General features: G+C 73.0%; 23 protein-coding genes. 7 read left to right on the top strand and 16 right to left on the bottom strand.

Features of this window, described 5'->3' with window-relative positions:
* The first annotated feature begins 66 nt into the window (after positions 1-66).
* Positions 67-2673 carry a M1 family metallopeptidase gene (locus AC1U7O_RS06620; protein WP_479893886.1) on the top strand — a complete coding sequence of 869 codons (2607 nt, stop codon included), beginning with the start codon at positions 67-69 and terminating at the stop codon, positions 2671-2673.
* A gap of 35 nt (positions 2674-2708) precedes the next feature.
* Complete coding sequence (locus AC1U7O_RS06615) at positions 2709-3926, top strand: magnesium transporter (RefSeq protein WP_479893884.1); 1218 nt, start codon at positions 2709-2711, stop codon at positions 3924-3926.
* Positions 3927-4102: 176 nt separating this feature from the next.
* On the opposite strand, the gene AC1U7O_RS06610 is transcribed toward AC1U7O_RS06615, so the two are convergent.
* The 6 genes from AC1U7O_RS06610 to AC1U7O_RS06585 form a co-directional block, all read right to left on the bottom strand.
* Positions 4103-6751, bottom strand: a complete 2649-nt coding sequence (locus AC1U7O_RS06610) for an ABC transporter permease (protein ID WP_479893882.1) — start codon at positions 6749-6751, stop codon at positions 4103-4105.
* A 31-nt stretch (positions 6752-6782) separates the two neighbouring features.
* On the bottom strand, positions 6783-7058 hold the full coding sequence (locus tag AC1U7O_RS06605) for a hypothetical protein (RefSeq protein WP_479893880.1): 276 nt from the start codon (positions 7056-7058) through the stop codon (positions 6783-6785).
* Positions 7059-7179: 121 nt separating this feature from the next.
* Positions 7180-7857: an ABC transporter ATP-binding protein gene (locus AC1U7O_RS06600; protein WP_479893878.1), complete on the bottom strand. Its 678-nt coding sequence runs from the start codon at positions 7855-7857 to the stop codon at positions 7180-7182.
* Positions 7858-7926: 69 nt separating this feature from the next.
* The gene (gene amaB / locus AC1U7O_RS06595) at positions 7927-9456 is read right to left on the bottom strand and encodes an L-piperidine-6-carboxylate dehydrogenase (RefSeq protein WP_479893876.1); all 1530 of its coding nucleotides are present in this window, start codon (positions 9454-9456) and stop codon (positions 7927-7929) included.
* A 14-nt stretch (positions 9457-9470) separates the two neighbouring features.
* Entirely contained in the window at positions 9471-10568 is a 1098-nt protein-coding gene (locus tag AC1U7O_RS06590) for a saccharopine dehydrogenase family protein (RefSeq protein WP_479893874.1), read from the bottom strand.
* Positions 10569-10612: 44 nt separating this feature from the next.
* A complete protein-coding gene (locus AC1U7O_RS06585; protein ID WP_479893872.1) occupies positions 10613-11509 on the bottom strand; it encodes a class I SAM-dependent methyltransferase in 897 nt (298 codons plus the stop codon).
* Between AC1U7O_RS06585 and AC1U7O_RS06580 the strand changes: the two genes are divergently transcribed.
* Positions 11508-12056: a hypothetical protein gene (locus AC1U7O_RS06580; RefSeq protein ID WP_479893870.1), complete on the top strand. Its 549-nt coding sequence runs from the start codon at positions 11508-11510 to the stop codon at positions 12054-12056. The two genes, AC1U7O_RS06585 and AC1U7O_RS06580, sit on opposite strands and share 2 nt — an antisense overlap.
* A gap of 6 nt (positions 12057-12062) precedes the next feature.
* Here the strand turns inward: AC1U7O_RS06580 and AC1U7O_RS06575 are convergent, their stop codons facing one another.
* Both AC1U7O_RS06575 and AC1U7O_RS06570 read right to left on the bottom strand, forming a co-directional pair.
* On the bottom strand, positions 12063-14975 hold the full coding sequence (locus tag AC1U7O_RS06575) for a caspase family protein (RefSeq protein WP_479893868.1): 2913 nt from the start codon (positions 14973-14975) through the stop codon (positions 12063-12065).
* 292 nt (positions 14976-15267) lie between these two features.
* The gene (locus AC1U7O_RS06570) at positions 15268-15423 is read right to left on the bottom strand and encodes a hypothetical protein (protein WP_479893866.1); all 156 of its coding nucleotides are present in this window, start codon (positions 15421-15423) and stop codon (positions 15268-15270) included.
* A 146-nt stretch (positions 15424-15569) separates the two neighbouring features.
* On the opposite strand from AC1U7O_RS06570, the gene AC1U7O_RS06565 reads away from it, so the two are divergent.
* The gene (locus AC1U7O_RS06565) at positions 15570-16313 is read left to right on the top strand and encodes a hypothetical protein (protein ID WP_479893864.1); all 744 of its coding nucleotides are present in this window, start codon (positions 15570-15572) and stop codon (positions 16311-16313) included.
* A 97-nt stretch (positions 16314-16410) separates the two neighbouring features.
* Positions 16411-17424 carry an OmpA family protein gene (locus AC1U7O_RS06560; RefSeq protein ID WP_479893862.1) on the top strand — a complete coding sequence of 338 codons (1014 nt, stop codon included), beginning with the start codon at positions 16411-16413 and terminating at the stop codon, positions 17422-17424.
* Between the two features lie 21 nt (positions 17425-17445).
* Here AC1U7O_RS06560 and AC1U7O_RS06555 read toward each other — a convergent pair whose 3' ends face one another.
* The 4 genes from AC1U7O_RS06555 to AC1U7O_RS06540 all read right to left on the bottom strand — a co-directional run bounded on the left by AC1U7O_RS06555 (position 17446) and on the right by AC1U7O_RS06540 (position 19680).
* Entirely contained in the window at positions 17446-17955 is a 510-nt protein-coding gene (locus AC1U7O_RS06555) for a thermonuclease family protein (RefSeq protein WP_479893860.1), read from the bottom strand.
* Between the two features lie 28 nt (positions 17956-17983).
* Complete coding sequence (locus AC1U7O_RS06550) at positions 17984-18337, bottom strand: hypothetical protein (protein ID WP_479893858.1); 354 nt, start codon at positions 18335-18337, stop codon at positions 17984-17986.
* A 98-nt stretch (positions 18338-18435) separates the two neighbouring features.
* On the bottom strand, positions 18436-18672 hold the full coding sequence (locus tag AC1U7O_RS06545) for a hypothetical protein (protein WP_479893856.1): 237 nt from the start codon (positions 18670-18672) through the stop codon (positions 18436-18438).
* 96 nt (positions 18673-18768) lie between these two features.
* On the bottom strand, positions 18769-19680 hold the full coding sequence (locus AC1U7O_RS06540; RefSeq protein ID WP_479893854.1) for a formylglycine-generating enzyme family protein: 912 nt from the start codon (positions 19678-19680) through the stop codon (positions 18769-18771).
* 122 nt (positions 19681-19802) lie between these two features.
* Between AC1U7O_RS06540 and AC1U7O_RS06535 the strand changes: the two genes are divergently transcribed.
* Positions 19803-20867, top strand: a complete 1065-nt coding sequence (locus tag AC1U7O_RS06535; protein WP_479893852.1) for an aldo/keto reductase — start codon at positions 19803-19805, stop codon at positions 20865-20867.
* A 1-nt stretch (position 20868) separates the two neighbouring features.
* Here AC1U7O_RS06535 and AC1U7O_RS06530 read toward each other — a convergent pair whose 3' ends face one another.
* From AC1U7O_RS06530 to msrA, 3 genes are read right to left on the bottom strand one after another with little or no spacing between them, the layout of a single operon-like run.
* The gene (locus AC1U7O_RS06530; protein WP_479893851.1) at positions 20869-21114 is read right to left on the bottom strand and encodes a hypothetical protein; all 246 of its coding nucleotides are present in this window, start codon (positions 21112-21114) and stop codon (positions 20869-20871) included.
* Positions 21111-23045 (bottom strand): acyl-CoA dehydrogenase family protein, encoded by a 1935-nt coding sequence (locus tag AC1U7O_RS06525; protein WP_479893850.1) that lies wholly within the window; start codon positions 23043-23045, stop codon positions 21111-21113. The genes AC1U7O_RS06530 and AC1U7O_RS06525 overlap by 4 nt, the downstream gene beginning before the upstream one ends.
* Before the next feature lie 44 nt (positions 23046-23089).
* Positions 23090-23647: a peptide-methionine (S)-S-oxide reductase MsrA gene (gene msrA / locus AC1U7O_RS06520; protein WP_479893849.1), complete on the bottom strand. Its 558-nt coding sequence runs from the start codon at positions 23645-23647 to the stop codon at positions 23090-23092.
* 93 nt (positions 23648-23740) lie between these two features.
* On the opposite strand from msrA, the gene AC1U7O_RS06515 reads away from it, so the two are divergent.
* A complete protein-coding gene (locus AC1U7O_RS06515; RefSeq protein ID WP_479893848.1) occupies positions 23741-23959 on the top strand; it encodes a DUF3565 domain-containing protein in 219 nt (72 codons plus the stop codon).
* Here the strand turns inward: AC1U7O_RS06515 and AC1U7O_RS06510 are convergent.
* Entirely contained in the window at positions 23949-24668 is a 720-nt protein-coding gene (locus tag AC1U7O_RS06510; RefSeq protein ID WP_479893847.1) for a hypothetical protein, read from the bottom strand. The genes AC1U7O_RS06515 and AC1U7O_RS06510 overlap by 11 nt on opposite strands.
* Positions 24669-24733: the final 65 nt, after the last annotated feature.

The following is a 24733-nucleotide window of genomic DNA, read 5'->3' as shown; positions in this document are numbered from 1 at the left end:
GCCCGCGCCGCGGCGGGTCGCCCGCCGACGCGCGACGACGACGTCGACGACCCCGGGAGGCACAACGTGGACCCCTATCGTCTGCCCCGACACATCCGCCCGACCCGCTACGAGCTGCGGCTCGAGCCCGATCTGGAGGCGGCGACCTTCGCCGGCCGCGAGACGATCGCCGTCACGGTGGACGAGCCCGTCACGGAGATCCTGCTCAACGCGGCGGAGCTCGAGGTGACGGAGGCCGTCGTCGCGGGACCGGACGGGACGATCGCCGCCCGCGTCGAGCTGGAGCCGGACCTGGAGCGCTGCCGCCTCGTCCTGCCGACCCCCCTTTCACCCGGCGAGCGGCGGCTGCGGCTCGCGTTTACGGGTCGGCTCAACGACAAGCTGCGCGGCTTCTACCGCAGCACGTACAAGGACGAGGCGGGCCGGCCGCACGTGCTCGCCGCCACGCAATTCGAGGCGACCGACGCGCGCCGGGCCTTCCCCTGCTGGGACGAGCCGGCCTTCAAGGCCGTCTTCGCCTCGACGCTCGTCATCCCCGCCGGCCTGAGCGCCGTCTCCAACACCCCCGTGCGCGCGGAAGCGCGCGAGGGGGGGAAGCGCGTCCTTCACTTCGCCGACACGATCCCCATGTCCACCTACCTCGTCGCCTTCGTCGTGGGGCGGCTGGAGGCCACCGCGCCGGCGGCGGCGGGCCGCACGCCGCTCCGGGTCTGGTGCGTCCCCGGTAAGCGCCACCTGGCCGAATTCGGCCGGCGCATCGGCGCCTTCTCGCTCACGTTCTTCGAGGATTACTACGGCCTCCCCTACCCGGGCGAGAAGCTCGACCTGCTCGCGATCCCCGACTTCGCCTCGGGGGCCATGGAGAACCTCGGCGCGATCACCTTCCGCGAGACCGCCCTCCTCGTGGATGAGCGGACGGCGACCCACGCGGAGCTGGAGCGCGTCGCCGACGTCGTCGCGCACGAGAACGCCCACATGTGGTTCGGCGACCTCGTGACCATGTCCTGGTGGAACGGCCTGTGGCTCAACGAGGCCTTCGCGACCTTCATGGAGATGCTGGCGGTGGACGCCTGGAAGCCGGAGTGGAAGCGCTGGACCGCCTTCGGCGCCTCGCGCGCCGCCGCCTTCTCGGTGGACGGCCTGCACAGCACGAGGCCGATCGAGTATCCCGTGCGCGCCCCCAAGGACGCGGACGCCATGTTCGACGTCCTGACCTACGAGAAGGGCGCCTCCGTCCTCCGCATGCTCGAGCAGCACATCGGCCCCGAGGCCTTCCGCGACGGCGTCCGGGACTACCTCCGAACCCACGCCTACGCCAACGCGGACACGGGCGACCTCTGGGCCGCGCTCGAGCGGGCGACGGGCCAGCCGATCCCCGCGGTCATGGAGGGTTGGATCTTCCGCCCCGGCTTCCCCCTGGTCACGGCGGGCCTCGACGGCGGCGCCCTCCGCCTGACGCAGCAGCGCTTCACCTACCTGCCGGAGGCCCCCGCGCCGCTCGACGGCCAGGCTCGGCCCGCCGCGCCCGCGGCGGAGGAGCCGCGCTGGCAGGTTCCGATCCGGGTCAGGATCACGGCCAAGGGCGGCACCGAAACGCGCCGCCTGCTGTTGACCGATCGCGAGCTGCGCGTCCCGCTGCCGGACGGCGTGGAGTCGGTGCTCGTCAACGAGGGCGGGCACGGCTTCTACCGTGTCCGCTACGCGCCGGAGTTGCGCGACCGGCTGCTCGCGCTCGTCCCGGACCGGCTGGCGGCCATCGACCGCTTCAACCTCGTCGGCGACGCCTGGGCCCTGGCCGTGGCCGGGCACCTGCCGCTGACCGAGTACCTGGACCTCACCGCGCGGTTCCGCGCCGACCGGGATCGCAACGTCTGGGGCGTGCTGATCGAGTCCTTCGCCACGCTCAACCGGCTCATCGAGGAGCGGGACCGGCCGGGGCTGGAGGCCCTCGTCCGCGACCGGCTCGGGCCCGCCGTCGCCGAGCTGGGCTGGACGTCCCGCCCGGGCGAGGACGAGCTGACCAGGCAGGTGCGCGGCGACCTCATTCGGGCGATCGGCACCCTGGGCCGCGACCCCGCCGTCCGGGCCCGCGCCGTCGCGCTGGACGCGGAGGAGCAGAAGACCCTCTCGGGCGGCGGCGAGAGCCCGCTGGACCCGAACGTGCGGTCCGCGATCGTCGCCATCCTCGCCGACCAGGGCGACGCGGCCCGCTACGAGGAGTTCCGCCGTCGCCGCGCCGCCGCGCCCACGCCGCAGGAGGAGCGGCGCTATCTCTTCGCGCTCGCCGCCTTCCGGCCAACGGCCCTGCTGGAGCGGACGCTGGCCGCGACGCTGACGGAGGAGGTCCGCACGCAGGACGCCCCCTTCCTCATCCAATCGCTCCTGATGAGCCCCTACGGCCGTGGGCTCGCCTGGGACTTCGTCAAGGCCAACTGGGACAGGCTGGACGACCGGTTTCCCAAGAACGCGCTCCGTCGGATGTGCGCGGGCCTGACCGGGCTGGCGACGCCGGCGTGGGAGCGGGACGTCCGGCGGTTCTTCGCCGACCGCAAGATCGACCTGGGCGGGAAGACCCTCGCGCAGTACCTCGAGCAGCTCCGCATCGCGGTCGCCCTGCGCGAGCGGGAAGGGACCGCCCTGTCGGGCTACCTGGCGCGACTCGCGCGCCCGTGACCGCCCGCCGACGCCACCCCGACGTGAGGATGCCGATGCCGAACCACGCCACCATGCCCGAGGCCGGCAGCCTGGCCGCCGACCTCGCGCGGCTCCCCGAGGACGAAGCGGTCGAACGCCTCCTCGCCCGATCCGATACCGAGGCGGCCGCCGCGCTCGCCGCGCTGCCCCAAGCCCGCGCCCTGAAGCTGCTGCCGCGCGTGCGGGAGCCCCGCCGCGCCGCGATCCTCGGCGCGGCGGCCCCGGACGCCCGCGAGCAGTGGACGCGCGCCCTGGCCTATCCCGAGGACAGCGTCGGGCGGCTCATGGACCCGCCCGTCGCCGTGTTCGGACCCGACCTCACGGTCCGGGAAACCGTGGAATTGCTGCGAGAGCAGGTCAAGCAGGCCTTCATCACCTACGGCTATATCGTCGAGCCGGACGGGAAGTTGATCGGCGTGCTCGTGATGCGGGAGCTGCTGCTGGCGGAGCGGGACCAGCGGCTCGGCGAGATCATGCTCCGCGACCCCTTCTGGCTCACGCCCGAGACCTCGGTCGCGGACGCGATGCGGCTCGTCCTGAACCGGCACTACCCCGTCTACCCGGTCTGCGACCGGCGGGGCCGCCTCGTCGGGCTCGTGCGCGGCTCCGTGCTGTTCGAGGAGCAGGCGATCGAGATCAGCGCCCAGCCCGGCCGCATGGTCGGCGTCGAGGAGGAGGAGCGGGTCGCGACCACCTGGTGGCGGAGCCTGCGGTTCCGGCATCCGTGGCTGCAGCTCAACCTGCTGACCGCCTTCGTCGCCGCGGCGGTCGTGGGCGCTTTCGAGGAGACGATCAACCAGGTGGTGGTGCTCGCGGTGTTCCTCCCCGTGCTCGCCGGCCAGTCGGGGAACACCGGCTGCCAGGCGCTGGCGGTGACCCTGCGGGGCCTCACGCTCGGCGAGCTGCGGCCCGGCCGCGAGACGGCGCTGGTGTCGAAGGAGGCCTGGCTGGGGCTGCTCAACGGCGGGCTGGTCGGCCTGACGGCGGGACTGGGGATGTTCGCCTACGCCTCGTACCAGCACCACCCGGCCGCGCCGACCCTGGCGACCGTGGTCTTCCTCGCGATGACCGGGAGCTGCGTGATCAGCGGGGTGTCCGGCGCGCTCGTGCCGCTGATCCTCAAGAAGGCGGGCGCCGACCCGGCCACGGCCTCCAGCATCTTCCTGACGACCGCGACCGACGTGGCGAGCATGGGGCTCTTCCTGGGACTGGCGACCTGGCTGGTGCTGTAAGAGGCTGGTGAACACGGCCGGCGGCGGCGTGCTCGCGTCGCTCGGAGGCTCACCGTACGGAGAAGCGTACGCCTCGCCTCCTCGCTCGCTGCCAGCCTGTCGGCAGACAGGCAGCCTTGCCGGACGGCCGTTTCGACCGACCCGCGATGTCCCGCGAATGAGCCGCGGATCGCCCGTCACTCCTGCCGCAGCACGGTGAGCGGGCGGCGGCCCAGGAGACGGAAGGTCGTCAGCCAGCCGACGGCCAACGTGAGCAGGATCGTGAGCGCCAGCCCAGCGGCCAGCACCCGCGGCTGGAGGAGCCAGGGCAGGTCGAAGATCCACTCCAGGATGCCCCAGGACAGCAGGCTCGCCAGCAGCACGCCGATCGTCCCGCCGACGAGCCCCAGCAGCGCGTACTCAGCCGCGTAGGCGCGCGCCAGCAGCCCCCGCGTCGCGCCCAGCGCCTTGAGCACGACCGCTTCGTAGAGGCGCCGGTAGCGCGTCGTGGACAGCGCCGCCGCCAGGACCAGCCCGCCCGTCGCGATGCAGAAGAGCGCGATCGCCCGGATCGCGAGCGAGAGCCGCTCGACGACCTGGACGAAGGTGTCGAGCACGTCCCGGACGTTGATCGCGGTCACGTTCGGAAAGGCGGCGACGACCGCCTGCTGCAGCGCGACCTCCCGCTCCGGCGGCACGCGCACGGTCGCGACGTAGGTCACGGGCGCGCCCTCCAGCGCCCCGGGCGAGAAGATCAGGTAGAAGTTCGTCGAGAAGGTTTCCCACCGGACCGACCGGATGCTCCGCACCGTCGCCGCGACCGTCGTTCCCTGGATGTCCACCTCCAGCGTCGAGCCCAGGTCCAGCCCCAGGTTGCGCGCCGCGTCCTCCTCGACCGACACCCAGGGCCCGCCGGATTCCTCGCCCGGCCCCCACCAGGTGCCCTTGACGAGGCGGTTGTCCGTGGGCAGGTCCTCGCGGAAGGTCAGCACGTACTCCCGGCCGCGGTACCAGGCCGCGCGGCTTTCCTTGTCGCGCCCCGGCCCCTGCTCGCCGTCCGCGTCGGCGGCGAGCCGCTCCCCGTCGATGGCGCGCAGGCGCGAGCGGACCAGCGGCGTCGCCTGCGGGTCGGCCGAGCCCGGCGACTCGCGGAGCAACCGCAGAAAGCCCTCCCGCTGGTCCGGCTGGATGTCGATGAAGAAGAAGCTCGGCGACTCCGCCGGCCGGCTCTCGCCCAGATGGCGCACCAGCGCCCGCTCCAGGAGCGAGACCGTCACGATCACCATCACGCCCAGCCCCACCGCGACGACCACGGCGGCGGCCTGGCTGCCGGGGCGGACGACGTTGCCGAGCGCGTACCGCACCGCGAGCGACCGGCCGGTGCCGGGACGCCCGAGCCGGGCCAACCCGCGCACGAGGAAGACGGCGGCGAGGCGCAGCGCGACCACCGCCGCGAGGAGGCCGCCCAGGAACAGGAACCCCAACCGCCACTGACCCGCCTGCCAGACCGCGAGCGCGGCCAACCCGGCGACGATCCCCGCCGCGGTCAGCAGCCGCAACGGGTCCGTGAGTCCGGCCGCCCGCAGCCGCTCCCGCCAGCCGTGTCCAGCCGGGTCGGCGCCCGCGTCGGGCGCGACCTCGCGACGAAGGACGGCCGAGGGACGGATGTCCCTGATACCGAGCAGGGGCCAGAGCGCGAAGAGCAGCGTCGTCAACAGCCCCATGGCCACGCCCTTGACCAGCGGCAGCGGCGAGGGCGTCACGCCGGAGCCGGCCAGCTCGATCGCGCCGGCCGGCACCAGGCCGGCCATCAGCGGCGGGAGCGCGCGCTGGAGCCCGATGCCCAGCACGGCGCCGGCCAGGCTCCCGACGAGCCCCAGCGCCATCGTCTGCATGAGGTAGACGCGGAGCACGGCGCCGGAGTCGGCCCCCAGGGTCTTGAGGATGGCGATGGTCGGGAGCTTCTCCTTGAGGAAGGCCTGGACCGTGCTCGCGACGCCGATCCCGCCGACGAAGAGCGCCGTGAGGCCGATGAGGCCGAGGTAGCGCGTGAGCTGATCCAGGAACCGCCGGAGCTGGGGCTGCGCGTCCTGGTAGGAGAGCACGCGGGCGGACTCGGCGGCCAACCGGCCGCGCAGCTCGAACAGGAGCGGCTCCGCCGGCAGGCCCGCGGGGAGCCGGAGCAGGTGGCGCTCGCGAACCCGGCTGCCGGGCTTGACGAGCTGCGCCGCCTCCAGCCCCTCGCGCGAGACGATCGCCCGCGGCCCCAGGCTGAAGAGGCTGACCGCCCGATCCGGCTCCTTCCGCAGCACGCCGGTGATCGTGAAGACCGCCTCGCCGATCTTGACCGGCTCGCCGACGGCCAATCCGAGCCGGACGAGGAGGGATTCCTGGACGACGACGCCATACCCCGATCCCGTCGGGGCGAGGAGTTCCGCGAGCGGCCGGTCCGGCTCGACCCGGAGCGTCCCGTAGAAGGGATAGCCGGCCTCGACGGCCTTCAGCTCGACGAGCTGGCTCGCCGGCCCCGTCCGGCCCGCGCCCGGCCCCGCGACCGCCGCCATCGCGGCCAATTCGCTGACGTGGGTCGCGGCGACGCCGCGCGCGGCGAGCGAGGCGAGGACCGCCTCGCCCTCCGGGCTCAGGCGTCGGGACAGGCGGACCTCCAGGTCCCCGCCGAGGAGCCCGCGCGCCTCCCGCGTGACGGCCTGCTCCATGGCGCTCCCGAAGCGGCCGACGCCGACCACCGCGCCGACGCCCACGGCGATGCAGACGAAGAAGTAGAGGAAATGCCGCCAGGCGGCCCGCGTCTCGCGCCAGGCCATGCGGAGGGAGAACCAACTCATATGAGACGCCGGCCCGGGAGATGAGGCCAGGTCACCGCCTGCGGGCGACTCCTCTGACGCCCAGGCGACGCCTCAACTCGACGGCAGAAACGCCGCCTTCAGCCCGGTGCCGGGCACAGGACCGATGGATCAGGTCGAGAAACTGTCGGTTCGCGCTCAACGCGATCGTCTCGGCGGCGGCATCCGCGATCGCCACGAGCGCGGCGTATGGGCGTCCCTCCTTCGTCAGCAGAAGGGGCTCCCGCTTGAGGCAACGCGCGGACGCGGCCAGTGAGGCGGTGGCCAGCGAGATCTCCACGGTTTTCATAGCACGACCTCGTCCTTTCCGATTCGGACTCTGTTCCGCGCGGTAGCGCACGCCCCGTCAGTCCTCGTTCACCCCTGGACGCGCATCTAAGCATACTCCGTCGGAGTCCGGCATTCCACGGTCACTCCGCCGTCATCCGGTCCGACTCGATCCGGCCGTCGCGGAGGGTGACGATCCGCTCGGCGTGCGCGGCCAGGTCCCGGTCGTGGGTGACGAGGACCAGCGTGCTGCCGTGGTCACGGTGGAGCGCCAGCAGCAGCTCGATCACCTGGCGCCCGTTGGCCGAGTCCAGGTTGCCCGTCGGCTCGTCCGCGAGCAGGATCGGCGGCCGGCAGGCGAAGGCGCGCGCGACGGCCACACGCTGCTGCTCGCCGCCGGAGAGCTGGACCGGGTAGTGGGTCGCGCGGTCCCGCAGGCCGACCGCCTCCAGCAGCTCCAGGGCCCGCGCCCGCGCCGCGGGCTCGCCCGTCAGCTCCAGCGGCACGGCGACGTTCTCCAGGGCCGTGAGCGTCGGGATGAGGTGGAAGGACTGGAAGATGTACCCGATCGTCTGCCGGCGAAACCGCGCCATCCGGCTCTCGGGCATCGTCGCGATCTCCACGCCGTCGAGGCGAATGGAGCCGGAGGTCGGCCGGTCCAGCCCGGCGATCAGCCCCAGCAGCGTGGACTTGCCGCTGCCCGAGGGGCCGACGACGGCGACCATCTGCTTGCGCGGGATCTCCAGCGAAATGTCGTCGAGGATCGTGACGTCGCGGCCGCCGGCGGCCAGGCGCATGGTGAGGTGACGGACGTGGATCATCCGGTGTCCTTCGACGGGGATGGTGCGACGCGTGGGATGATTATACCAGCCGGGGCGGCCCGGGAGTCCTCATGGCCAGAAGGTGATGCCCTGGGCGAGGGGGAGGTCGGCGCCCCAGTTGATGGTGGAGGTCTGGCGCCGCATGTAGGCCTTCCAGGCGTCGGAGCCGGCCTCGCGCCCGCCGCCGGTCTCCTTCTCGCCGCCGAAGGCCCCGCCGATCTCCGCGCCCGAGGTGCCGACGTTGACGTTGGCGATACCGCAGTCGCTGCCGCGCGCGGAGAGGAACGCCTCCGCATGGCGGAGGTCCGTCGTGAAGAGCGCGGAGGAAAGCCCCTGCGGCACGCCGTTCTGCAGCGCGACCGCCTCCTCCAGCGTCCGGTAGGGCATGACGTAGAGGATCGGCGCGAAGGTCTCGCGCTGGACGACGGGCCAATCGTTCTTCGCCTTGACGATGGCCGGCTCGACGAAGTGGCCGGGGCCCGGGAGCACACGCCCGCCGTAGAGCACTTCCCCGCCCTCGCGCCGGGCCTCCTCCAGCGCGGCCGAGTAGGCGGCGACGGCCTCGCGGCCGACGAGCGGGCCCATCAGGACGCCGGGCTCCAGCGGGTCGCCGATCTTCACCTGCTTGTAGGCGTCGATCAGCCGCGCGACCACGTCGTCGAACCGCCGCTCCTGGACGATCAGCCGCCGCGTCGTCGTGCAGCGTTGGCCGCTCGTCCCCACCGCGCCGAAGACGACGGCCGGGATCGCCAGCGCGAGGTCGGCCGTCTCGTCCACGATGACCGCGTTGTTCCCGCCCAGCTCCAGGAGGCTGTGGCCGAGCCGCGCGGCGACGAGCTGGGCCACGCGCCGCCCCGACGGCACGGAGCCGGTGAAGGAGATCAGCGGGACGCGCCGGTCCTGCACGAGCCCCTCGGCCAGCTCCAGCCGGTTCGTGACGAACAGGGAGAAGACGCCCGGACAGCCCTGCGCCTCCATCGCGCGGTTGCAGAGGTGCTGGACCGCCACGGCGCAGAGGGGGGTGCGGTGCGAGGGCTTCCAGATGACCGTGTCGCCGCAGACGGCGGCGAGGAAGGCGTTCCACGACCAGACGGCGACGGGGAAGTTGAAGGCCGAGATCACGCCGACGGGGCCGAGCGGCTGCCACTGCTCGAACAAGCGGTGATGCGGTCGCTCCGACTGCAGGGTCTGGCCGGCGAGCAGGCGCGCCTGGCCGACGGCGAAGTCGGCCATGTCGATCATCTCCTGGACCTCGCCGTCGCCCTCGGCCTTGAGCTTGCCCATTTCCAGGCTGATCAGGCTGCCGAGCGCGTCCTTGTGCTCGCGCAGGGCCCGGCCGAGCAGCCGGACCAGCTCGGCGCGCTTGGGCGCGGGGACCACCCTCCAGGCGCGGAACGCCTCGACCGAGTCGCGGACGATCGTCTCGTACTCCTCGGCCGAACAGGTCCGGACACGGGCCAGGACCTCGCCGGTGGCGGGGTTGACCGACTCGAGAACCTCGCCGGCCCGGCCCTCGGCCCACCGGCCCGGGCCGGAGCAGCCGCCGGGGTTCACCGACTGGAGGCCGAGGGCCTTGAGGATGTCCGCCGCGTTGCGCATCGCGAGGTTGCCGATCAGGCGTAGGCCGCGCCGAAGCGGTTGCCCAGCACCGCGGCCAGGGAGAAGCTCTCCTGGGTGACGAAGCCGCGGCGGTCGCCGTTCCGCGTCAGCACCAGATCCACCAGGCTGCAGAGGCCGGCGGCCGTGGTCACCTGGATCGCCGACCAGCGCCGCCCGGCGATCGCCCGCGGATAGACTTTCTTGACGTAGGTTTCCTCGAAGAGCTCGCCGCGGCGCCGCCCGGTCACCGCCACGTAGATGAGCACGACGTCCTGCAGGGTCTGCGGCACGGCCCGCTCCAGGATCCGTTTCAGGGTCCCGCGGTCCTCGTTCAGCTTGAGGTCCTTCATCAGGAGCTTGATCATCTCGCAGTGGCCGGGGTACCGGAGCGTCTTGTAGTTCATCGTCCGGACGCGGCCGGCGTAGGTGTCGGCGAGCGTGCCCAGGCCGCCGGAGGTGTTGAAGGCCTCGTAGAGCAGCCCGTCCACCGTGATCGTCTCGTAGCCCTCCAGCGGCAGCAGGACCGTCTTCTCGCCGTTCTCGATCCCGTAGCACTGGTTGCCGTACTCGTTGATCAGCCCGTCGGTGGACCAGGTCAGCGAGTACTTGAGCACGTTGTTGGGGTTGGTCGGCAGGGCGCCGACCCGCATCTTGACCGTCTCGACCTCGTCGAAGCGGCCCATGAGGTCGTTGGCGACGATGCTGATGAAGCCGGGCGCCAGGCCGCATTGCGGGACGAAGGCCCGGTCGGCGCCCGCGGCGATGCGCCGGACGCGCTCGGTGACCGCGATGTCCTCGGTGAGGTCGAAGTAATGGAGGGCGTGCGCGCGGGCCAGCTCGGCCACGGCTTCGTTGCAGGAGTAGGGCAGGGCGGAGACGACGGTCTCGACCGGCTCAGCGGCGAGAAAGGCCTCCATCGCGGCCTTGTCCCGCACGTCCAGCGCGCGGGTCTTCAGCCGGGCGAGGGCCTTGAGGCCACCCTCGTCTTTCACCCGGTCCAGCGCCTCCGCGCTCACGTCGCCGAGGTGGACGAGGTAGTCGCCGCTCTCCGCCAGCAGACAGGCGATCAGCGACCCGATCTTTCCCGCGCCCAGGACCAGGATCCGATGCATCGGCGCCTCCCGCAAGGTGATCCTACCCCCCTCGGGGCGGCCGATCAACCCCGGTGGGATGCGGCGGGGGCGGACGGCGCGGGCCGGACCTCCGGCTGCAGGGCGTCGAGCGGGTCGCCCGGCCGGTAGGCGAAGCGGACCTCGAGGCGGTCGCCGCGGTCCACCGGAATCGGCTCGGACAACGGGACGATCAGGTACTGGTTGAACCAGTCGAGGGTCCGCCCCTCGGCGACGAGGATCGCCAGGAGGTTCTTGGTGATGAAGCGCAGGGCGTTGACGGCGCCCGGCGTGCGGATCGCGAGCGTCCCCTCCCACCCGCAGCGGTCGGGCAACGCCTCGTCGTAGGCGAACCGCTGAAAGACCGCCGGGTCGCCCAGCTCCCGCGTGGCCGGCTGAACGGCCGCCGGGTCCTGAAACAACACGGTCGGCGCGTAGTAGCCCTCGAAGTCGAAGGACTGCTCGACGGGCTGGACGGCCTGGACCACCGCCTCGGGCAGGAACACCGGCATCGGCGCGGCATAGCGCCGCCGGTACCGCTCCTTGAACGCCGCGAGCACCGGCACCTGCTTCTCCCGCAGCAGCCCCACGTGGAGCATCTCGCAGATCACCACGTCCACCGGCTCGGGCGGGAGGTATTCGAAGGCGTCGGCCTCGACGACCTCGATGACCTCGGTGCCGGGGTTGCGCGCGAGGATGCGCCGCGCCTCCCGGGCCAGGGCCGGGTTCCGCTCGACGCACCAGACGCGGGACGCCCGCCGCGCCGCGAAGAAGGAGAGGACGCCCGTCCCGCCGCCCAGCTCCAGCACACGCGCCCCCGGCCGCACCACCCGCTCGATCGCGGCCTTGAACCCGGTCATCCGGGCCCGGTCGTTGAGCATGTTGTAGTGGTAGTGTAGCGGGATGAACTGGCCAAGCTCGTGCTCGTCGCGGTTCGTGATCATGGCCTCGGGATTCTATCGGCGGAACGGGACGGAACTTGAATCAACGACGAGCGGGCGGCCCGCGGTAATTTCCGTTGACCGCCTCGAACCGAGGGCGCTCAGTAGCCGCAGCCCGGTCCGGATCCTCGACCACCGGCAGCGGGAGCCCGCCCTGACCTTCCCGATCTCCCGGCGCCTGCTCCTCCTGACCGTGCTCCTGGCGGCGCCGCTCCTGTTCAGCGCCGTCCACGGCGGGCGCGGCATCGCCGGGACGAACCGCCTCCCGCAGGCAGGCCGGCACGACAGCCGCATCCTGGTCCGCGCCGTGGACCGGCTCGTGGAATGGCTCGACCACGAGGCGGCGGATCGGATCGAGGCCCTGCGGCGGACGTCCGGCAGGTGGGGGGGCCGGCTGCGGGAACGGGAGAAGGAGGTGGGCGTCCGGTTTGAGGGCGACCTCGCCCAGGCCCAGGCGCTCCCCCTCGGCCTCGTCTTCCTCCTCGGCCTCGCCGGTTGGCTGGCCTACGGCATCCTGCGCGAGTGGAAGGGCGCCGGCATCAACGCCTGACGGGCCTCACGGCCGCAGGGCCACCGGAAAGTCCGGCACCGTCCTGGGTTTGGACGTGGTCGGCGTCTGGGTGCCGCCCGTCAGCTCCTTGACCCGCTCGGCCAGCCAGGCGTCGAGCATGTTGATCGTGATCTTGCCCTTGCCGAGCAGGTCGGCCTTGCCGCCCAGGCCCTCGACCAGCGCCTTGGTGAAGGCCCCGTTGCCCCACTCCGGCTTCTCCTGCGAGTACTGCTTGCCCGTCGAGGAGGCGAAGACCACCGCGCCGCTCTCCGCGCTCGCCAGCTCGTTGACCACGCCCGTGATGTCCGCGACGCCGCGCCGCGTGCCCATGATGTTGCCGGCATGGCAGGTGTCGAGGAAGACGAGCGTCTTCCCCGCCAGGCCGTTGACGGTCGCCAGGATGTCGGAGAAGATCACGCCGGTCCGCTTGAGCTTCTCCGTGCTCGCGTTGGCCGGCAGGAAGTAGTAGACGCCGGCCTGGTCGTTCACGCCGTGGCCGGCGAGGAAGAGCATGGCGACGTCCTTCGCGGTCGTCTGCCGCTGGATCCACTCCAGCCCGTCGAGGATCTCGTCCTTGGTCGCCCGGTCGTCGGTGAGCACCTTGACGACGACGTCCTTGTAGAGCCCGCCCTTCTGCCGCTGGACGGTGTCCGCGAAGTCCTGCGCGTCCTTGGCGGCGAGGCCGAGCGCCCACTCCGGGTTCTCGTACCGGCTCACGCCGACGGCGAGGACATAGAGCGTCGGCTTGATCACGAACTCGTCGGGGGCCGGCCCGCGCCACCGGACCGGCACGGTCGCCGGCTGGCTCGCGGCGTAGCGGTTCTCGGCGATGATCCCGATCTCCGCGTCCCGCGCCGGGACCGGCACCCGCAGCTCCCGCACCTCCGACTCGCCGCCGGGGGCGGGAGCGCCGCCCGGCGCCGGACGGGCCTGGACCGTGATATCGCGGGTCGTCGCGAGCGGCCGGCCGTCCACCAGGGCCTTGACCGCCGTCACCGGCTCCCCCGAGGGCGAGCGCACGGTGAACCGCACGAGCACCTCCGACTCGCTCACCTCCACGCCCGCCGCCGGCGAGAGGATCGTCACGACCGGCGGGAGCCGCTGGGCCAGGGCCGTCTCCGGCGGCTTGCGGCCGGCCTCCGCGTCGGCGAGCCGGAGCGCCTCGCCCTCGTCGAGCCGGTCCAGCACCAGCGCGAGCACGTCCGGTCGGTAGAAGACCTGCCGGAACCGCCCGACGGGGAAGAAGTCGGCCTCGTGGTCGCGCCCGTTGTTCCGATGCCAGCCGATCAGGTCCTCGCCCCCCGCCGAGGCGTCGTAGTAGCCGGTCGGCGTCCAGAGGACCCAGCGCCGCCGGTCGGCGTGGGGGAAGAAGGCGAGCAATTCCTTGCCGTCCCGCAGGTGATACCACCGGATCGTCCCGTCGCCCAAAGCCGCCACGACGAGCCGGCCGTCGCCGCTCACGTTCACGCCCCAGACCACGCCGGGGGCCGGGACGGTCCAGCGCGGGGCGCCGGTCCGGTCATAGAGCCGGAGGTTCCATTCCGTCCCCAGGATCACGGCGCCGGCGGCGGGCGCGAGCGCGAGGCTGCGCGCGCGCTCCTGCGCCTCCAGCGCGAGGGGCCGGCCGTTGAGCGTCGGCCTGGTCCGGTCGTTCCAGTCCGCGACCTGGAGCCCCTCGGCCGCGGTCAGCGGCGGCGCGAGCGCCGCGTCCGGCGGCGGGTCGGTCTCCAGCAGCCTGGTCGCGAGCGAAAACCGCGCGGGCGCCTTGCCCTGGAATTCGTAGCCGAACCGGACCGTCGCGCCGTCCGCCGAGAGCAGGAAGCCGCCCTCGAAGACCGCCCGGTAGTCCGCCTTGGCCGGCCCCTGGAAGACCGTCCGCCGCCCGGCCGCGTCGAAGACGCCGAAGGCCGGCTCCGAGGTGCCGTACACGACGCCGCCGCCGGGGAGCGGCAGGAGGTGCTGGATCGTGTCCGCGCCCGCCGCGAGGTCCGTCGCAGCGCCGCGCCCCCCGTCGCCCCAGGCCCGGACCAGCACGCGGTCGCCGCGCTCGTAGGTGCCGCCCGCGTAGAGCGTCCGGCCGTCGTCCGACCAGGCCACACCGATCAGCCGGTGCTCCGGCTTGAGGTCCGCCGTGTCCGGGGCGTAGAGGAGGGAGAGGTCGGCGCCGGAAAGCACGTTCACGCGCGGCGAGTCCGCAAACCCGACGGCGACCTTGGTCCCGTCCGGCGAGAAGGCGACCTGCATCGGCTGCGCGCCGCCCGGCGCCCGGACCCGCCCGAGGAGCCGGAGCGCCGGCGAGTAGAGCCGGAGCCAGCCGTCCCAGGAGGAAGTCACCAGCCGCCCCTGCCGGTCGAAGTCCGCCGAGTGGCTCGCGAAGCCGTACCGGCGGTCCTCGGCGACCAGGGCATCGTCGCCCATCCGGTAGACCCGCAGGCCATGGTCGCCGCCCAGCGTCACGGCGAGGAGCCGCCCGTCCTCCGAGAAGGCCAGGTGGGTCACCGCCTCCGGCAGGCCCCCGAGCCGGCGCACCATCCGCCCGCTCGCGGTCTCGAACAGGTAGACGCTCTTCGCCTCGTTCGCGCCGCCCGTGAAGCCGCCGCAGGCGATGAAGGCTCCGTCGGGCGAGATGGCGACCGCGTAGAGCTTCCCGTCGTTGCCCTCTCCGATCGGCGGCCGGAGCACGCGCAGGAGCCGCCCCGTGGGCAGCTCCCAGAGGCGCAGGGTCCGGTCCCGCGAGGCCGTGACCAGGACGCGGCCTGCGGCGTCCACCGCGATGCGCCGGATCACCTCGGTGTGCGCCCCGGTCTCCAGGCGAAGCTGCGGCTCCGCGGAGAGCCCGGCGGCCCCGGCCGGGCCGGTCAGGACCACCGTCGCCGCCAGTCCCAGGACGAGCCGCCGCGTCGCGCCCCTGTGTGCCATGCGACCCTCCTCCCGGCCCCTCGCCGCCGTCCCCAGCAGAAACCACGGACTGCGCCCCCGGACAATACGCCGTTCAGCGTACGTACCTTCACCCGCGGGCATCCGTGGCGGGGCGATCATACACCCTTCGCGCGACGGGGGGAACAGGAGGCCTGTGGACAGAGGGGGCCTCCAGGACCGAGGGACGGGGCGACGCGGAGACCCGGGAATGGGGGCAGGCCTGGCCGACGCGGCGACCCGGGCCCAGGCCGTGGCCGATCAGCGGAACAGAGGGACGGCCTTCAGCCGCCGCTCAAGCGGCAGCCGACGGCTCCCGCGGCGAGGCGGGGCCGGCGGCCGGCGGCGGCCGTTTCTTTATTTCCCGGTCGAGGATGACCAGGCCGCAGACATCGCAGATCCAGAATTCCCCCAGGCCCATGAGGCTGGCGCGCTGGCACCGTGGACACATGGCGGCCTCCCGGTTGAACCGTCCGAGCCGGACCGACTCTCCGCGTTGTCGGCCGGTCGGGGCGAAACTTGAGCCGGTTGCACGATCGCCGTCCGGGGTTTATACTGTGAATCATCTATCGGGGTTCCCCGGCCGAGGAGCCACGGATGGATCGCCGGAAGACAGCAGGCACAGGCCCCGCCGTCGTGGACGTCCGGCCGACGCGACCGGGCCGCCGGCTCGCTCGCGCCGCGGCCCTGCTCGCGGCCCTGCTCGTGCCGGCCCTCGCCGGGGCCACGCCCTCCCAGACCGAGCCCGCGAGCAAGGTCCAGCTCATCCGCATCCTCGCCACCACCCTCACCCAATCCCACGACGCCGTTGGCGCCGTCACGGAGCTGGTCGTGGCCTTCGCCCAGCGCGCCGACGAGCGCGGGATCGAAGTGACCTTCCACACCCAGCCTGGCCGGTTCTCCATCTCCGCCCAGACGGAGGTGCTCTCCGCCATCGTGCGGGCCGCGCAGCTCGCCCGCCTGAACCCGGATTCCTGGACGGTGTCGCTCGCCGCCCTCACCCCCGGCCGGACCGTGTCCGGCGGCAGCCTGTCGGCGATGGTCGGCCTGACCGTCGCGGCCCTCGCCAAGGGCGACAGCGTCCCCACCGACCGCGTCATCACCGGCACCATCGCGCCGGACGGACACCTCGGGCCGGTGGAGGGCATCGGGCTCAAGCTGGAGGCGGCGCAGAAGAAGCACCTCCAGCGCGTGATCGTCCCGGACCAGGTCGCCGTGACCGAGGGCGACTGGCGGAACCCCTTCCTCCTCCACGTCTCCCCCGTGGACACAGTCGGCAAGGCCTACGAGGCCCTGACGGACCATCCGCTGCACGAGATGATCTACCGGGAAGAGGATTAGCCCGCTCCGCGCGCGAAAATCGCTTGCACTCGCCGTCCCGATCTCCCGATAATGCCCCCCTGGAATCTGCGTATCGCCCACGGCGGGGAGGATGCCCATGCGGACCCTGATCGTCGCCGGCCTGCTGCTCGCCGGCCTGCTGGCTTCCGGCTGCGTCGGCCGCTGGACCCACAAGCAGACCCAGGAGGAGCTCGCCGCGTCGCGGAAGGAGCAGAAGGCGACCGCCGCCAAGCTGCAGGCCGCCGAGCGCCGGCTGGGCGAGCTGCAGCAGGCGCTGAACGCGGCACGCGAGGCGAAGGAGGCGTCGGAGGCGGCCGTGCGGGAGCGGGAGGACCGACTGCGCGCGCTCCGGGAGCAGTTGACCGCGGCGACCAGGGAGGCCGAGGAGGCCAAGGTCCTCACTCAGCAGGAGCGCGACCGGGCCGAGCGGGCGACGCAGGCGCTGGAGGAGCGGATTCAGCGACTCGAGCTGGACCAGGCCGCGGCCCGGGCGGCCCTGGAGGCCGCCCGCAAGGACCAGGAGGGGGCGCAGGCCGGCCGGCAGCAGCTCGAAGAGCAGGTCCAGGCGTTGCGCGGCCAGGTGCAGACACTCTCGGTCGCCGCGGAACGGTCGGCGCAGCAGCTCATGGAGCGGGAGCAGGAGCTGGCCCGGGCGGCCGCCGCGCCGGCATCCGGGCCGGTGGTCGCGACGGCCTCGCCGGACGGGACGGTGTCCTTCTCGATCGTCGCCAGTCTCCTCTTCAAGTCCGGCGACAGCCGGATCGCGCCCGAGGGCCGGGCCATCCTCGCCCGCGTGGCCGCTCAACTGGCCGAGGCCGGCGCCGCCGCCATCCGGGTGGAGGGCCACACGGACAACAAGCCGCTCAAGGCCTCGCTCCAGGGCAAGTACCGCTCGAACTGGGAGCTGTCGGCGGCGCGCGCGACGAGCGTCGTGCGGTACCTGGTGCTGGAGGGCGGCATCGCGCCCGAGCGGCTCTCGGCCGTCGGCTACGCCGACACCCGTCCCGTCGCGGACAACGCCACCGAAGAGGGCCGGCAGCAGAACCGGCGCATCGAGATCGTGCTCTATCCCGCCGAGGCCCCGTCGAGCACCCATTCGGCGACGCGGTAGCGGCTGCTCCGACCGCGGCGCTCAGGGCCTGCCTTCCCGGAACATCCGGTACTCCCAGGGCGGCAGGGGATCGGGGTCGGTCCAGAGCCCCCGCTTCGCCCGGCGCGCGCCTTCTTCCAGATATTCGAGCCGATGGTCGTCCGGCGCGGCGCGACGGTCCCACCAGCAGGCGCCCAGGTCCACGAGCGTCTCGTTCAACAGGGTGCCGCCGGGCATGACGACATCCCCGACGAACCGCCCCTGCTCGTCCCGCGAGACGACCTCCACCTTCACCGTCTGGCCCATCGCCAGGTCCGCCGCGATCCGTTTCGCCCGCGGCCCGTAGGGTTGACCGGGGTCCGGACAGTCCACGCCGTGCAGCCGCACCCAGACCCGCGCGTCGAGGTACTGCACCCCGATGACGTCGCCGTCCGCGACCTCGACCACCTCGCCGGAGAAGTCGGCGTGGGGCAGGCAGGCGCAGAGGACCGCGCCCAGACAGCACGCGGCGGGCCGGCCGATCCGGTGTCCTGGCCGCGGGGAGGCCGACACGCGCCGCCCCTCGCCCGAGGCGATGGCGTCATCGCTTGAAGAGGGTCTGCCGGTAGGCGACGCCCTTGACTTCATACTCCACGACCAGCCTGCCGTCGGCATCGAGCGTCCCCGTAGCCGTGCGGGCGGAGAGGCGCAACCGGCCCTCCTCGACGCTCCAGGCCCCGCGCTCGCTTCCCCACACATAGGTCCCGTCCGCGTTCAGGGTCAACGGGGGCCAGGTGGGGCAGGCGCGGCCGGTGAAGGGGCCGCCGTAGACGGACTGGCAGGCCCAGGTGCCGACCAGGACCTCGCGCGCCGGCGACGGCTCCCCCGCAGCCGGGACGGACGTCGCCCGGAGCAGCGCAAGCGAAAGCCCGACCAGGGCCGGGAGCCGCCGCAACAGGACGCACCTCCGGGAACGAAGAGGACGGCGAGCAGGATGAGCCGGAGCGGATCGTAGGGAGGGTGGAAGGAAAATGCAAGGGCGGCGGCCGGCGGTCAGGGCCGAGAGGGACAGGCGAACCCGGCCAGTTCCAGGGTCTGTCGGCTGACACTGGAGCCGGCGGGATGGCCCGCGATGTCCCTGGTGAGGGTCCAGATCTCAAAGCCGGGATGATGGCGCGTGCCCGGCTGCCAGCCGGCATAGACGGCGGGGGCCGCGGGGCGGACCCGGCCGGACGGCCCCGCGACCATCTTGAAGGACGTGCCCGCCCAGGTTCCGTGGGGCTGCTCCATCTCCCCCCGCCTCCTTCGCCATCCTTGCCTTCTCTGTCGGCCGGCGCGGCGGGGGACTTGAGGGGGGCCTGCCGACGAAGGGGCCGCGGGGCGATCTCACGGACCGGCTTTCGCGCAGCGAAAACCGACGGTGGGCGCGCGCTGCTCCGGCGGCGCGCCGCCGCGCGTGGCCGCGCGCAGCATGGCGGGCTTGCTCTTCCAGGAGCCGCCGCGGACGACCTTGTAGCGGCCGGGTCCCGGGCCCGGCGGGTTGCGGTCCGGCATGATCGAGTAGTAGTCGAACCCGAACCAGTCCTGCACCCACTCGGCGACGTTGCCGGCCATGTGCCGCAGGCCGTAGGGGCTCTGCCCTTCCTCGCCGCCGTTGACCGCCGCGACGAGGGGAATCTCGTGGACATGGTATTGGCCGAACACGGCGAGGCCCGGTTCCGGCGGCGCATCGCCCCAGGGAAAGACCCGCCCCTCCGCGCCGCGCGCCGCTTTCTCCCACTCCGCCTCGGTCGGCAGACGCTTCCCCTTGGCGCGGCAAAAGTCCTCCGCCTCGGCCCAGGTCACGTAGAGGGCCGGCCAGCGCGCGAGGACTGCGTCCGGCATCGCGTGGACGCTGATCAGGTGCCAGATGAGCTGCTTGAGCGCCGGCGACGCCTGGCGGCGCGCGGCGCGCCAATGGGCCAGGACCTCGCCCAGGCTCGCCTCGTCGCGGTCGATGGCGTAGGCGTCGAGCCAGACCCGGCGTTGCGGCAGCTCCGTGTCGTCGAACTGCGTGGCGAGGCCGTAGGGGTCGTCGTCCTTGCGGACGGTGCCCATCAGGAACCAGCCGGCCGGGACGGCGACGGTCGGCGAGGGCTCGGCGAGCGCGGCGATGGCGGCGAGGTGTTTCTGGATCTCGTGGGTCTCGGCCGGCGGCGGGGCCGGCGCGGCGGGGCGCCCGGCCGGCGCGCCGGGCGCGAGGCCGAGCAGCGCGGCGAGCACGAGACACGACGCCCATCGGCGCGAACCGGGTCGCATGGGGTCTGTATACAGGAAGGGCCGTGGGGACACAACCGGGGGAACCCGCTCGGCCCCGCGCCCCTGGATTTGGCAGGAGAAATCGGCTATGCGTAAGGCAACCCATCGCCTGGGAGGTCGCCATGGACCATCACGCATCGGACCGCAAGCCGGAGCGGACGCCGGTCGGCCGCCGGCAGGTCCTCGCGGGCCTCGGCGCGCTCGGCGCGGCGGCGGCGCTGGGCGGGCCGCTGGCCGCGGCCCGCGCCCTCGCGCAGGTGGGCGCGCCGGAGGCGCGCGCGGCGACCGGGGAGATCCCCCGCCGGCCCTTCGGCCGCACCGGCCTGACCGTCTCGGCGCTCTGCCTCGGCGGCGCGCACCTGGGCCGGGTCGCGAGCGAGGCCGAGGCGCTCCGGATCGTCCACGAAGCGCTGGATGCCGGCCTGACCTTCATGGACAACGCCTGGGAGTACCACGGAGGCCGCGCCGAGGAGCTGATGGGCAAGGCCCTGGCGGGCCGCCGGGAGGAGGCCTTCCTGATGACGAAGGTCTGCAGCCACGGCCGGGACAAGACGGTCGCGCTGCGGCAGCTCGAGGATTCCCTCCGCCGCCTGCGGACCGACTACCTGGACCTCTGGCAGATCCACGAGGTCATCTACGAGGACGACCCCGAGCGGCACTTCGCGCCGGGCGGCGCGGTCGAGGCGCTGGTCGAGGCGAAACGGCAGGGCAAGGTCCGGTTCCTCGGCTTCACGGGGCACAAGGACCCGGCGATCCACCTGGCGATGCTCGCGCGCGACTTCCCCTTCGACGCCTGCCAGCTCCCGCTGAACGTCTTCGACGGCACCTACCGCAGCTTCGAGCGGGGGGTGCTGCCCGAGCTCGCCCGCCGCGGCATCGCCCCGCTCGCGATGAAGACGATGGGCGGGAACGCCGAGCCGCTCCGGCACGGGCTCGTCACGGCGGAGGAGGCGTTGCGGTACGTGCTGAGCCTCCCCGTGGCGACGGTCGTGAGCGGGATCGACTCGCTGGAGGTGCTCAGGCGGAACCTGGCCCTCGCCCGCCGTTTCACGCCCTACTCCGAGCGGGAGATGGCCGCGCTGCGCGAGCGGGTCGCCGTCCAGGCCGCGGCGGGGCGGTACGAGCCCTTCAAGTCGTCGCGGCTGTACGACGGCAGGATCGGCCGCGAGCGGCACGGCCTGCTGTGAGCTAGCTCGCCTCGGGGTCTTCCAGCCACAGGGCCTGCAGGTTGGGCACCAGCGCCTCCCGCTGCCGGAGCAGCCCGTTCAGCAGGGACAGGTCCGGCTCCTCGACGAGCGCGGGGTTGAGGCGCCGCGCCTCCGCGAAGGCGCGCAGGAGCACCAGGCGTCGCTCCACCGGCCCCGGCGCGCGCTCCACCTGGACGGCCGTGAGGACGGCGAGCTGGACCAGCGCGTCCCTCGTCTCCTCCGTCATGGGTCCGCCTCCCTCGACCGCTCGGGCGCCTTCGGCGCTGCGCCGTAGTCCGCGAGCCCGCGCCGGATCACGCCGCCGGAGAGGAAGCCGTAGGCGCCGGCCAGCGCGCGCCGGCCGACGGTCGCCGGCGCCTCGTCCTCATTCCTGATCAGGCCGCGGACGGCGAGGGCCACCCGCTCACGGGCCTGCCGGACGACCTCATCCGCCAGGTCCCAGGCCGAGGCGTCCTTCGCCTCGCGCTCCCGCGCCTCCGCGGCGAGCGCCGCCGCCGCGACGACGAGCAGGTCCTCGCCGGCCTGCTCGATCCGGTTCTGCCGCCCCTGGTCGTCCATGAGCGCCGCCCGCCGCCGGGCCATGGCGAAGAGGATCGCGCGGGCCAGCCGGCGACTCTCGCGCTCCACGTAGCGGAGCGCTGCGGCGACTTTCGGATGACGGAACGGCGGCCCGCCCGGCAGCCGGACGGGCCGCAGCCGCGCCAGGAACCAGGGCAGGTAGGAGCCCGCCAGCGCGAGGAGGGCGCGCCGGCGCCATCCGGCCGTCGCACCCTCGTCCAGGTAGCTCTTCGCCCGCTCCAGGTGGGGGCTCAGGCCCTCGCGGGCGACGAAGGGCCGCAGGATGTCCGTCGCCCCCTCGCCGATCCGGTACATCTCCGCGTCGCGCACGAGCTGCTCGATGCCGAAGGCCGGTTCGCCCCGCTCGCGCTTGGAGTCGGCCGTCTCATAGCCCATCCCGCCGAAGAGAATCTGCGCGTCGCGCAGGAACCGGATCGTTCCCTCCGAGGCGGCGATCTTCGCGAGAGCCGCCTCGATCCGGATGTCGTAGCGATGCTGGTCGGCCAGGGCCCAGACGAGCGCGGCCAGGGCCTCCATCGCGAAGAGGTCCGTCGCCATGCGGCCGACCCGCATCTGCTGGGTCTGCCGCTCGGCGAGCGGTCGGCCGAAGGTGACGCGGCGGTTCGCGCGGTCGAGCGTCGGCTGCCAGGCCTGCTTGGCCATGCCGAGGCAGATGGCTGGGATGCTGATCGCGCGGCCGACGTTCAGGATGGTGAGCGCGTAGCGGAGCCCGCGGCCGACCTCGCCGATGAGGTTCTCCGCCGGGATGCGGACGTCCTCCAGCGTCAGGTAGGCGTTCTCGATGCCCCGGCAGCCCTCGAACCGGCAGCGCTGCCGGACCGTCACGCCGGGCTCGCGCATGTCCAGGATGAAGGCCGTGTGGACGCGGTCGTCCTCCCGCTCGCCCTCGGGGACCGGCTGCCACGTCGTCGCGCCGTCCCGGACGACCCGGCGCGCGGGCACGCGGGCGATCAACGTGAGGTAGCGCGCGATCGGGCCGTTCGTGCACCAGAGCTTCTCGCCGGTCACCCGGAACGCCCCGCCGCTCCGCTCCAGCCTGGCCTCGGTCCGGACGTTGGCCGCGTCGGAGCCGGTGGAGGGCTCGGTGAGGGCGAAGGCGGAGAGGCAGTCGCGGGCGACCTGGGGCAGGTAGGTCCGCTTCTGCCGCTCGTCGCCGAACAGGAGGATCGGCATGGCGATCCCGATGGACTGGGGCACGGCGACGGTCAGCGCGAGGATGTTGCTCCAGCTCGCCATGAGCGTGAGCACGCGGCCGTAGTTCCGGTACGAGAAGCCGAGGCCCCCGTACTCCTTCGGGATCTTCATCCCGAAGGCGCCGAGGTCGAAGAGCCCCCGGAGCACGGCCTCGGGGATCTTCGCGGAGCGCTCGATCTCATCCGGGTCCACGCGGGCGCGGAGAAACTCCTCGATCCGGCGGCAGTAGGCCTCGCCCGCGGCGCGCTCGTCGGGGGGCTCCGGGGGCGGGGTCAGGAGGGTGAAGTCGGGGCGGCCGACGAAGAGCCCGGCCATGAAGCTCGCGCCGGTCGGGCGCTCGCGCGCCTCCTCGATGCGTTCCAGACCTCTGAAGAGGCCGGCCATGACTGTACCTTCCCACATGCGCCGGGGCTTCGCCCGGCGCTTCGTCAGGCCTTCAGCTTCGCGGCGAAGGCCCGGCGGAACTTGGCGACCTTGGGGCCGACCACGTAGGCGCAGTAGGGCTGGGCGGGGTTGCGGACGAAGTATTCCTGGTGGTAGTCCTCGGCGACGTAGAAGGGACCGGCCGGGGCCAGCTCGGTGACGATCGGCTTGTCGAACAGCCCCTCCGCCGTCAGGCGCGCGATCATCGCCGCCGCCGCCGCCTTCTGCTCCGGCGAATGGTAGTAGATGGCCGAGCGGTACTGGGTGCCCACGTCGTTGCCCTGGCGGTTGAGCGTCGTCGGGTCGTGGATGGCGAAGAAGATCTCCAGGAGCTCGGCGTAGGTCACGACGGAGGGGGCGAAGACGAGCCGCACCGCCTCGGCATGGCCCGTGCGGCCGAGGCAGACCGCCTCGTAGGTCGGGTCGGGCACCGACCCGCCGGTGTAGCCGGACTCCACCGAGCGGACGCCCTTCACCTGGTCATAGACCGCTTCCAGGCACCAGAAGCAGCCACCCGCGAGCGTGGCCGTCTCCGTGCCGGTCGGTCCCTGTGCGCGGCTCATCTCTTCCTCCTGTCGGCTCCGGTTCGGCACTCCGCCGGCCGGTGATATGCTAGGCTGCGCTGTCCGGCGGCGCCACCGGAGCGTGGGCGGACCATGCGGCAGCGCATCATCGGCTTCCACCGGGACGCAGGGGGCGACTGGGTCGCCGACCTGGCCTGCGGCCACGGGCAGCACGTGCGCCACCAGCCGCCCTTCGCCTTCCGGCCCTGGGTACTGAGCGAAGCGGGACGGGCGGCGCGGCTGGGGGAATTCCTGGATTGCCGGCGGTGCGAAGAGTCCGTGGACCCGACCGAGACCCACCCTACGGGGTGACCCGCCGGCAGGCCCCCTCCGGCTCGTCCCCCGTGCCTTCCACGACCCGCGCCGCGACGGCCTTCACCCGCGCCATGTCCGCCTGGGGAATCATCGCTTTGAAGTTCACCTTGATCGTGTCGCTCCGCGCCGCGACGAACCCGTCGTCCCGACCGTCGTAGGAAGAGGAGAGGCCGAGTCCCTGGATGCTGGGCCGGCCGCCGTAGGCGAAGAGCGTGGACACGGGCGCGACCGGGATCCGCCAGGGATTGCCGGTCGTGCAGGCGTAGGCGCCGCCGCCCTCGAGCTGGAAGTCGAGCCGCAGGAGGAGCGCGCCGATGCGCCGCTGGAAGTACTCGAGCAGGGCGGGGTCGCGGCTGATCCTCACCGAGCGGGCCGAGACGGACACGATGCCGTAATCCAGCTCCAGGACCGCGTCCAGCACGACGCCGTCCAGCTCCCGCGCGGCGGACTCCAGGGCCGTGCGCGCCGCGTCCGTGGCCTGCAGGCTCACCGGAACGGTCAGCGTCGCCACGTCGGCCCCCTCCGCCTCGATCAGGGTCTTGAGCTGCTCGAAGGGGGGCACGGTCACGACGAGGCCGCGTTCCAGGATGGTCCGGACGGTCTCGTCGGCCGCGGCCTTGCCGTCGCGGGCCCCGGCGGCCGGCGCCGCGGCGAGCAGCAGCAGACAGGCGGCGATCGCCGGGAATCCTCTCGGCAGGCTCGGCATAGAACCCTCGTCGCGCACGGTGGGGCGCAAGCGGTGCCACGCTAGCCGACCGCGACCGCCCTGTC

The organism is Candidatus Nitrospira neuquenensis, assembly GCF_979578155.1.
The sequence above is the reverse complement of the archived record's forward strand: the minus strand, read 5'-3'. Positions and strand labels throughout refer to the sequence as shown.

Coding starts and splice junctions, on each gene's coding strand:
- AC1U7O_RS06615 (WP_479893884.1), top strand. CDS start 2,709: ATGCCGAACCACGCCACCATGCCCGAGGCCGGCAGCCTGGCCGCCGAC.
- AC1U7O_RS06610 (WP_479893882.1), bottom strand. CDS start 6,751: ATGAGTTGGTTCTCCCTCCGCATGGCCTGGCGCGAGACGCGGGCCGCC.
- AC1U7O_RS06605 (WP_479893880.1), bottom strand. CDS start 7,058: ATGAAAACCGTGGAGATCTCGCTGGCCACCGCCTCACTGGCCGCGTCC.
- AC1U7O_RS06600 (WP_479893878.1), bottom strand. CDS start 7,857: ATGATCCACGTCCGTCACCTCACCATGCGCCTGGCCGCCGGCGGCCGC.
- amaB (WP_479893876.1), bottom strand. CDS start 9,456: ATGCGCAACGCGGCGGACATCCTCAAGGCCCTCGGCCTCCAGTCGGTG.
- AC1U7O_RS06590 (WP_479893874.1), bottom strand. CDS start 10,568: ATGCATCGGATCCTGGTCCTGGGCGCGGGAAAGATCGGGTCGCTGATC.
- AC1U7O_RS06580 (WP_479893870.1), top strand. CDS start 11,508: ATGGCCTCGGGATTCTATCGGCGGAACGGGACGGAACTTGAATCAACG.
- AC1U7O_RS06585 (WP_479893872.1), bottom strand. CDS start 11,509: ATGATCACGAACCGCGACGAGCACGAGCTTGGCCAGTTCATCCCGCTA.
- AC1U7O_RS06575 (WP_479893868.1), bottom strand. CDS start 14,975: ATGGCACACAGGGGCGCGACGCGGCGGCTCGTCCTGGGACTGGCGGCG.
- AC1U7O_RS06570 (WP_479893866.1), bottom strand. CDS start 15,423: ATGTGTCCACGGTGCCAGCGCGCCAGCCTCATGGGCCTGGGGGAATTC.
- AC1U7O_RS06565 (WP_479893864.1), top strand. CDS start 15,570: ATGGATCGCCGGAAGACAGCAGGCACAGGCCCCGCCGTCGTGGACGTC.
- AC1U7O_RS06560 (WP_479893862.1), top strand. CDS start 16,411: ATGCGGACCCTGATCGTCGCCGGCCTGCTGCTCGCCGGCCTGCTGGCT.
- AC1U7O_RS06545 (WP_479893856.1), bottom strand. CDS start 18,672: ATGGAGCAGCCCCACGGAACCTGGGCGGGCACGTCCTTCAAGATGGTC.
- AC1U7O_RS06540 (WP_479893854.1), bottom strand. CDS start 19,680: ATGCGACCCGGTTCGCGCCGATGGGCGTCGTGTCTCGTGCTCGCCGCG.
- AC1U7O_RS06535 (WP_479893852.1), top strand. CDS start 19,803: ATGGACCATCACGCATCGGACCGCAAGCCGGAGCGGACGCCGGTCGGC.
- AC1U7O_RS06530 (WP_479893851.1), bottom strand. CDS start 21,114: ATGACGGAGGAGACGAGGGACGCGCTGGTCCAGCTCGCCGTCCTCACG.
- AC1U7O_RS06525 (WP_479893850.1), bottom strand. CDS start 23,045: ATGGCCGGCCTCTTCAGAGGTCTGGAACGCATCGAGGAGGCGCGCGAG.
- msrA (WP_479893849.1), bottom strand. CDS start 23,647: ATGAGCCGCGCACAGGGACCGACCGGCACGGAGACGGCCACGCTCGCG.
- AC1U7O_RS06515 (WP_479893848.1), top strand. CDS start 23,741: ATGCGGCAGCGCATCATCGGCTTCCACCGGGACGCAGGGGGCGACTGG.
- AC1U7O_RS06510 (WP_479893847.1), bottom strand. CDS start 24,668: ATGCCGAGCCTGCCGAGAGGATTCCCGGCGATCGCCGCCTGTCTGCTG.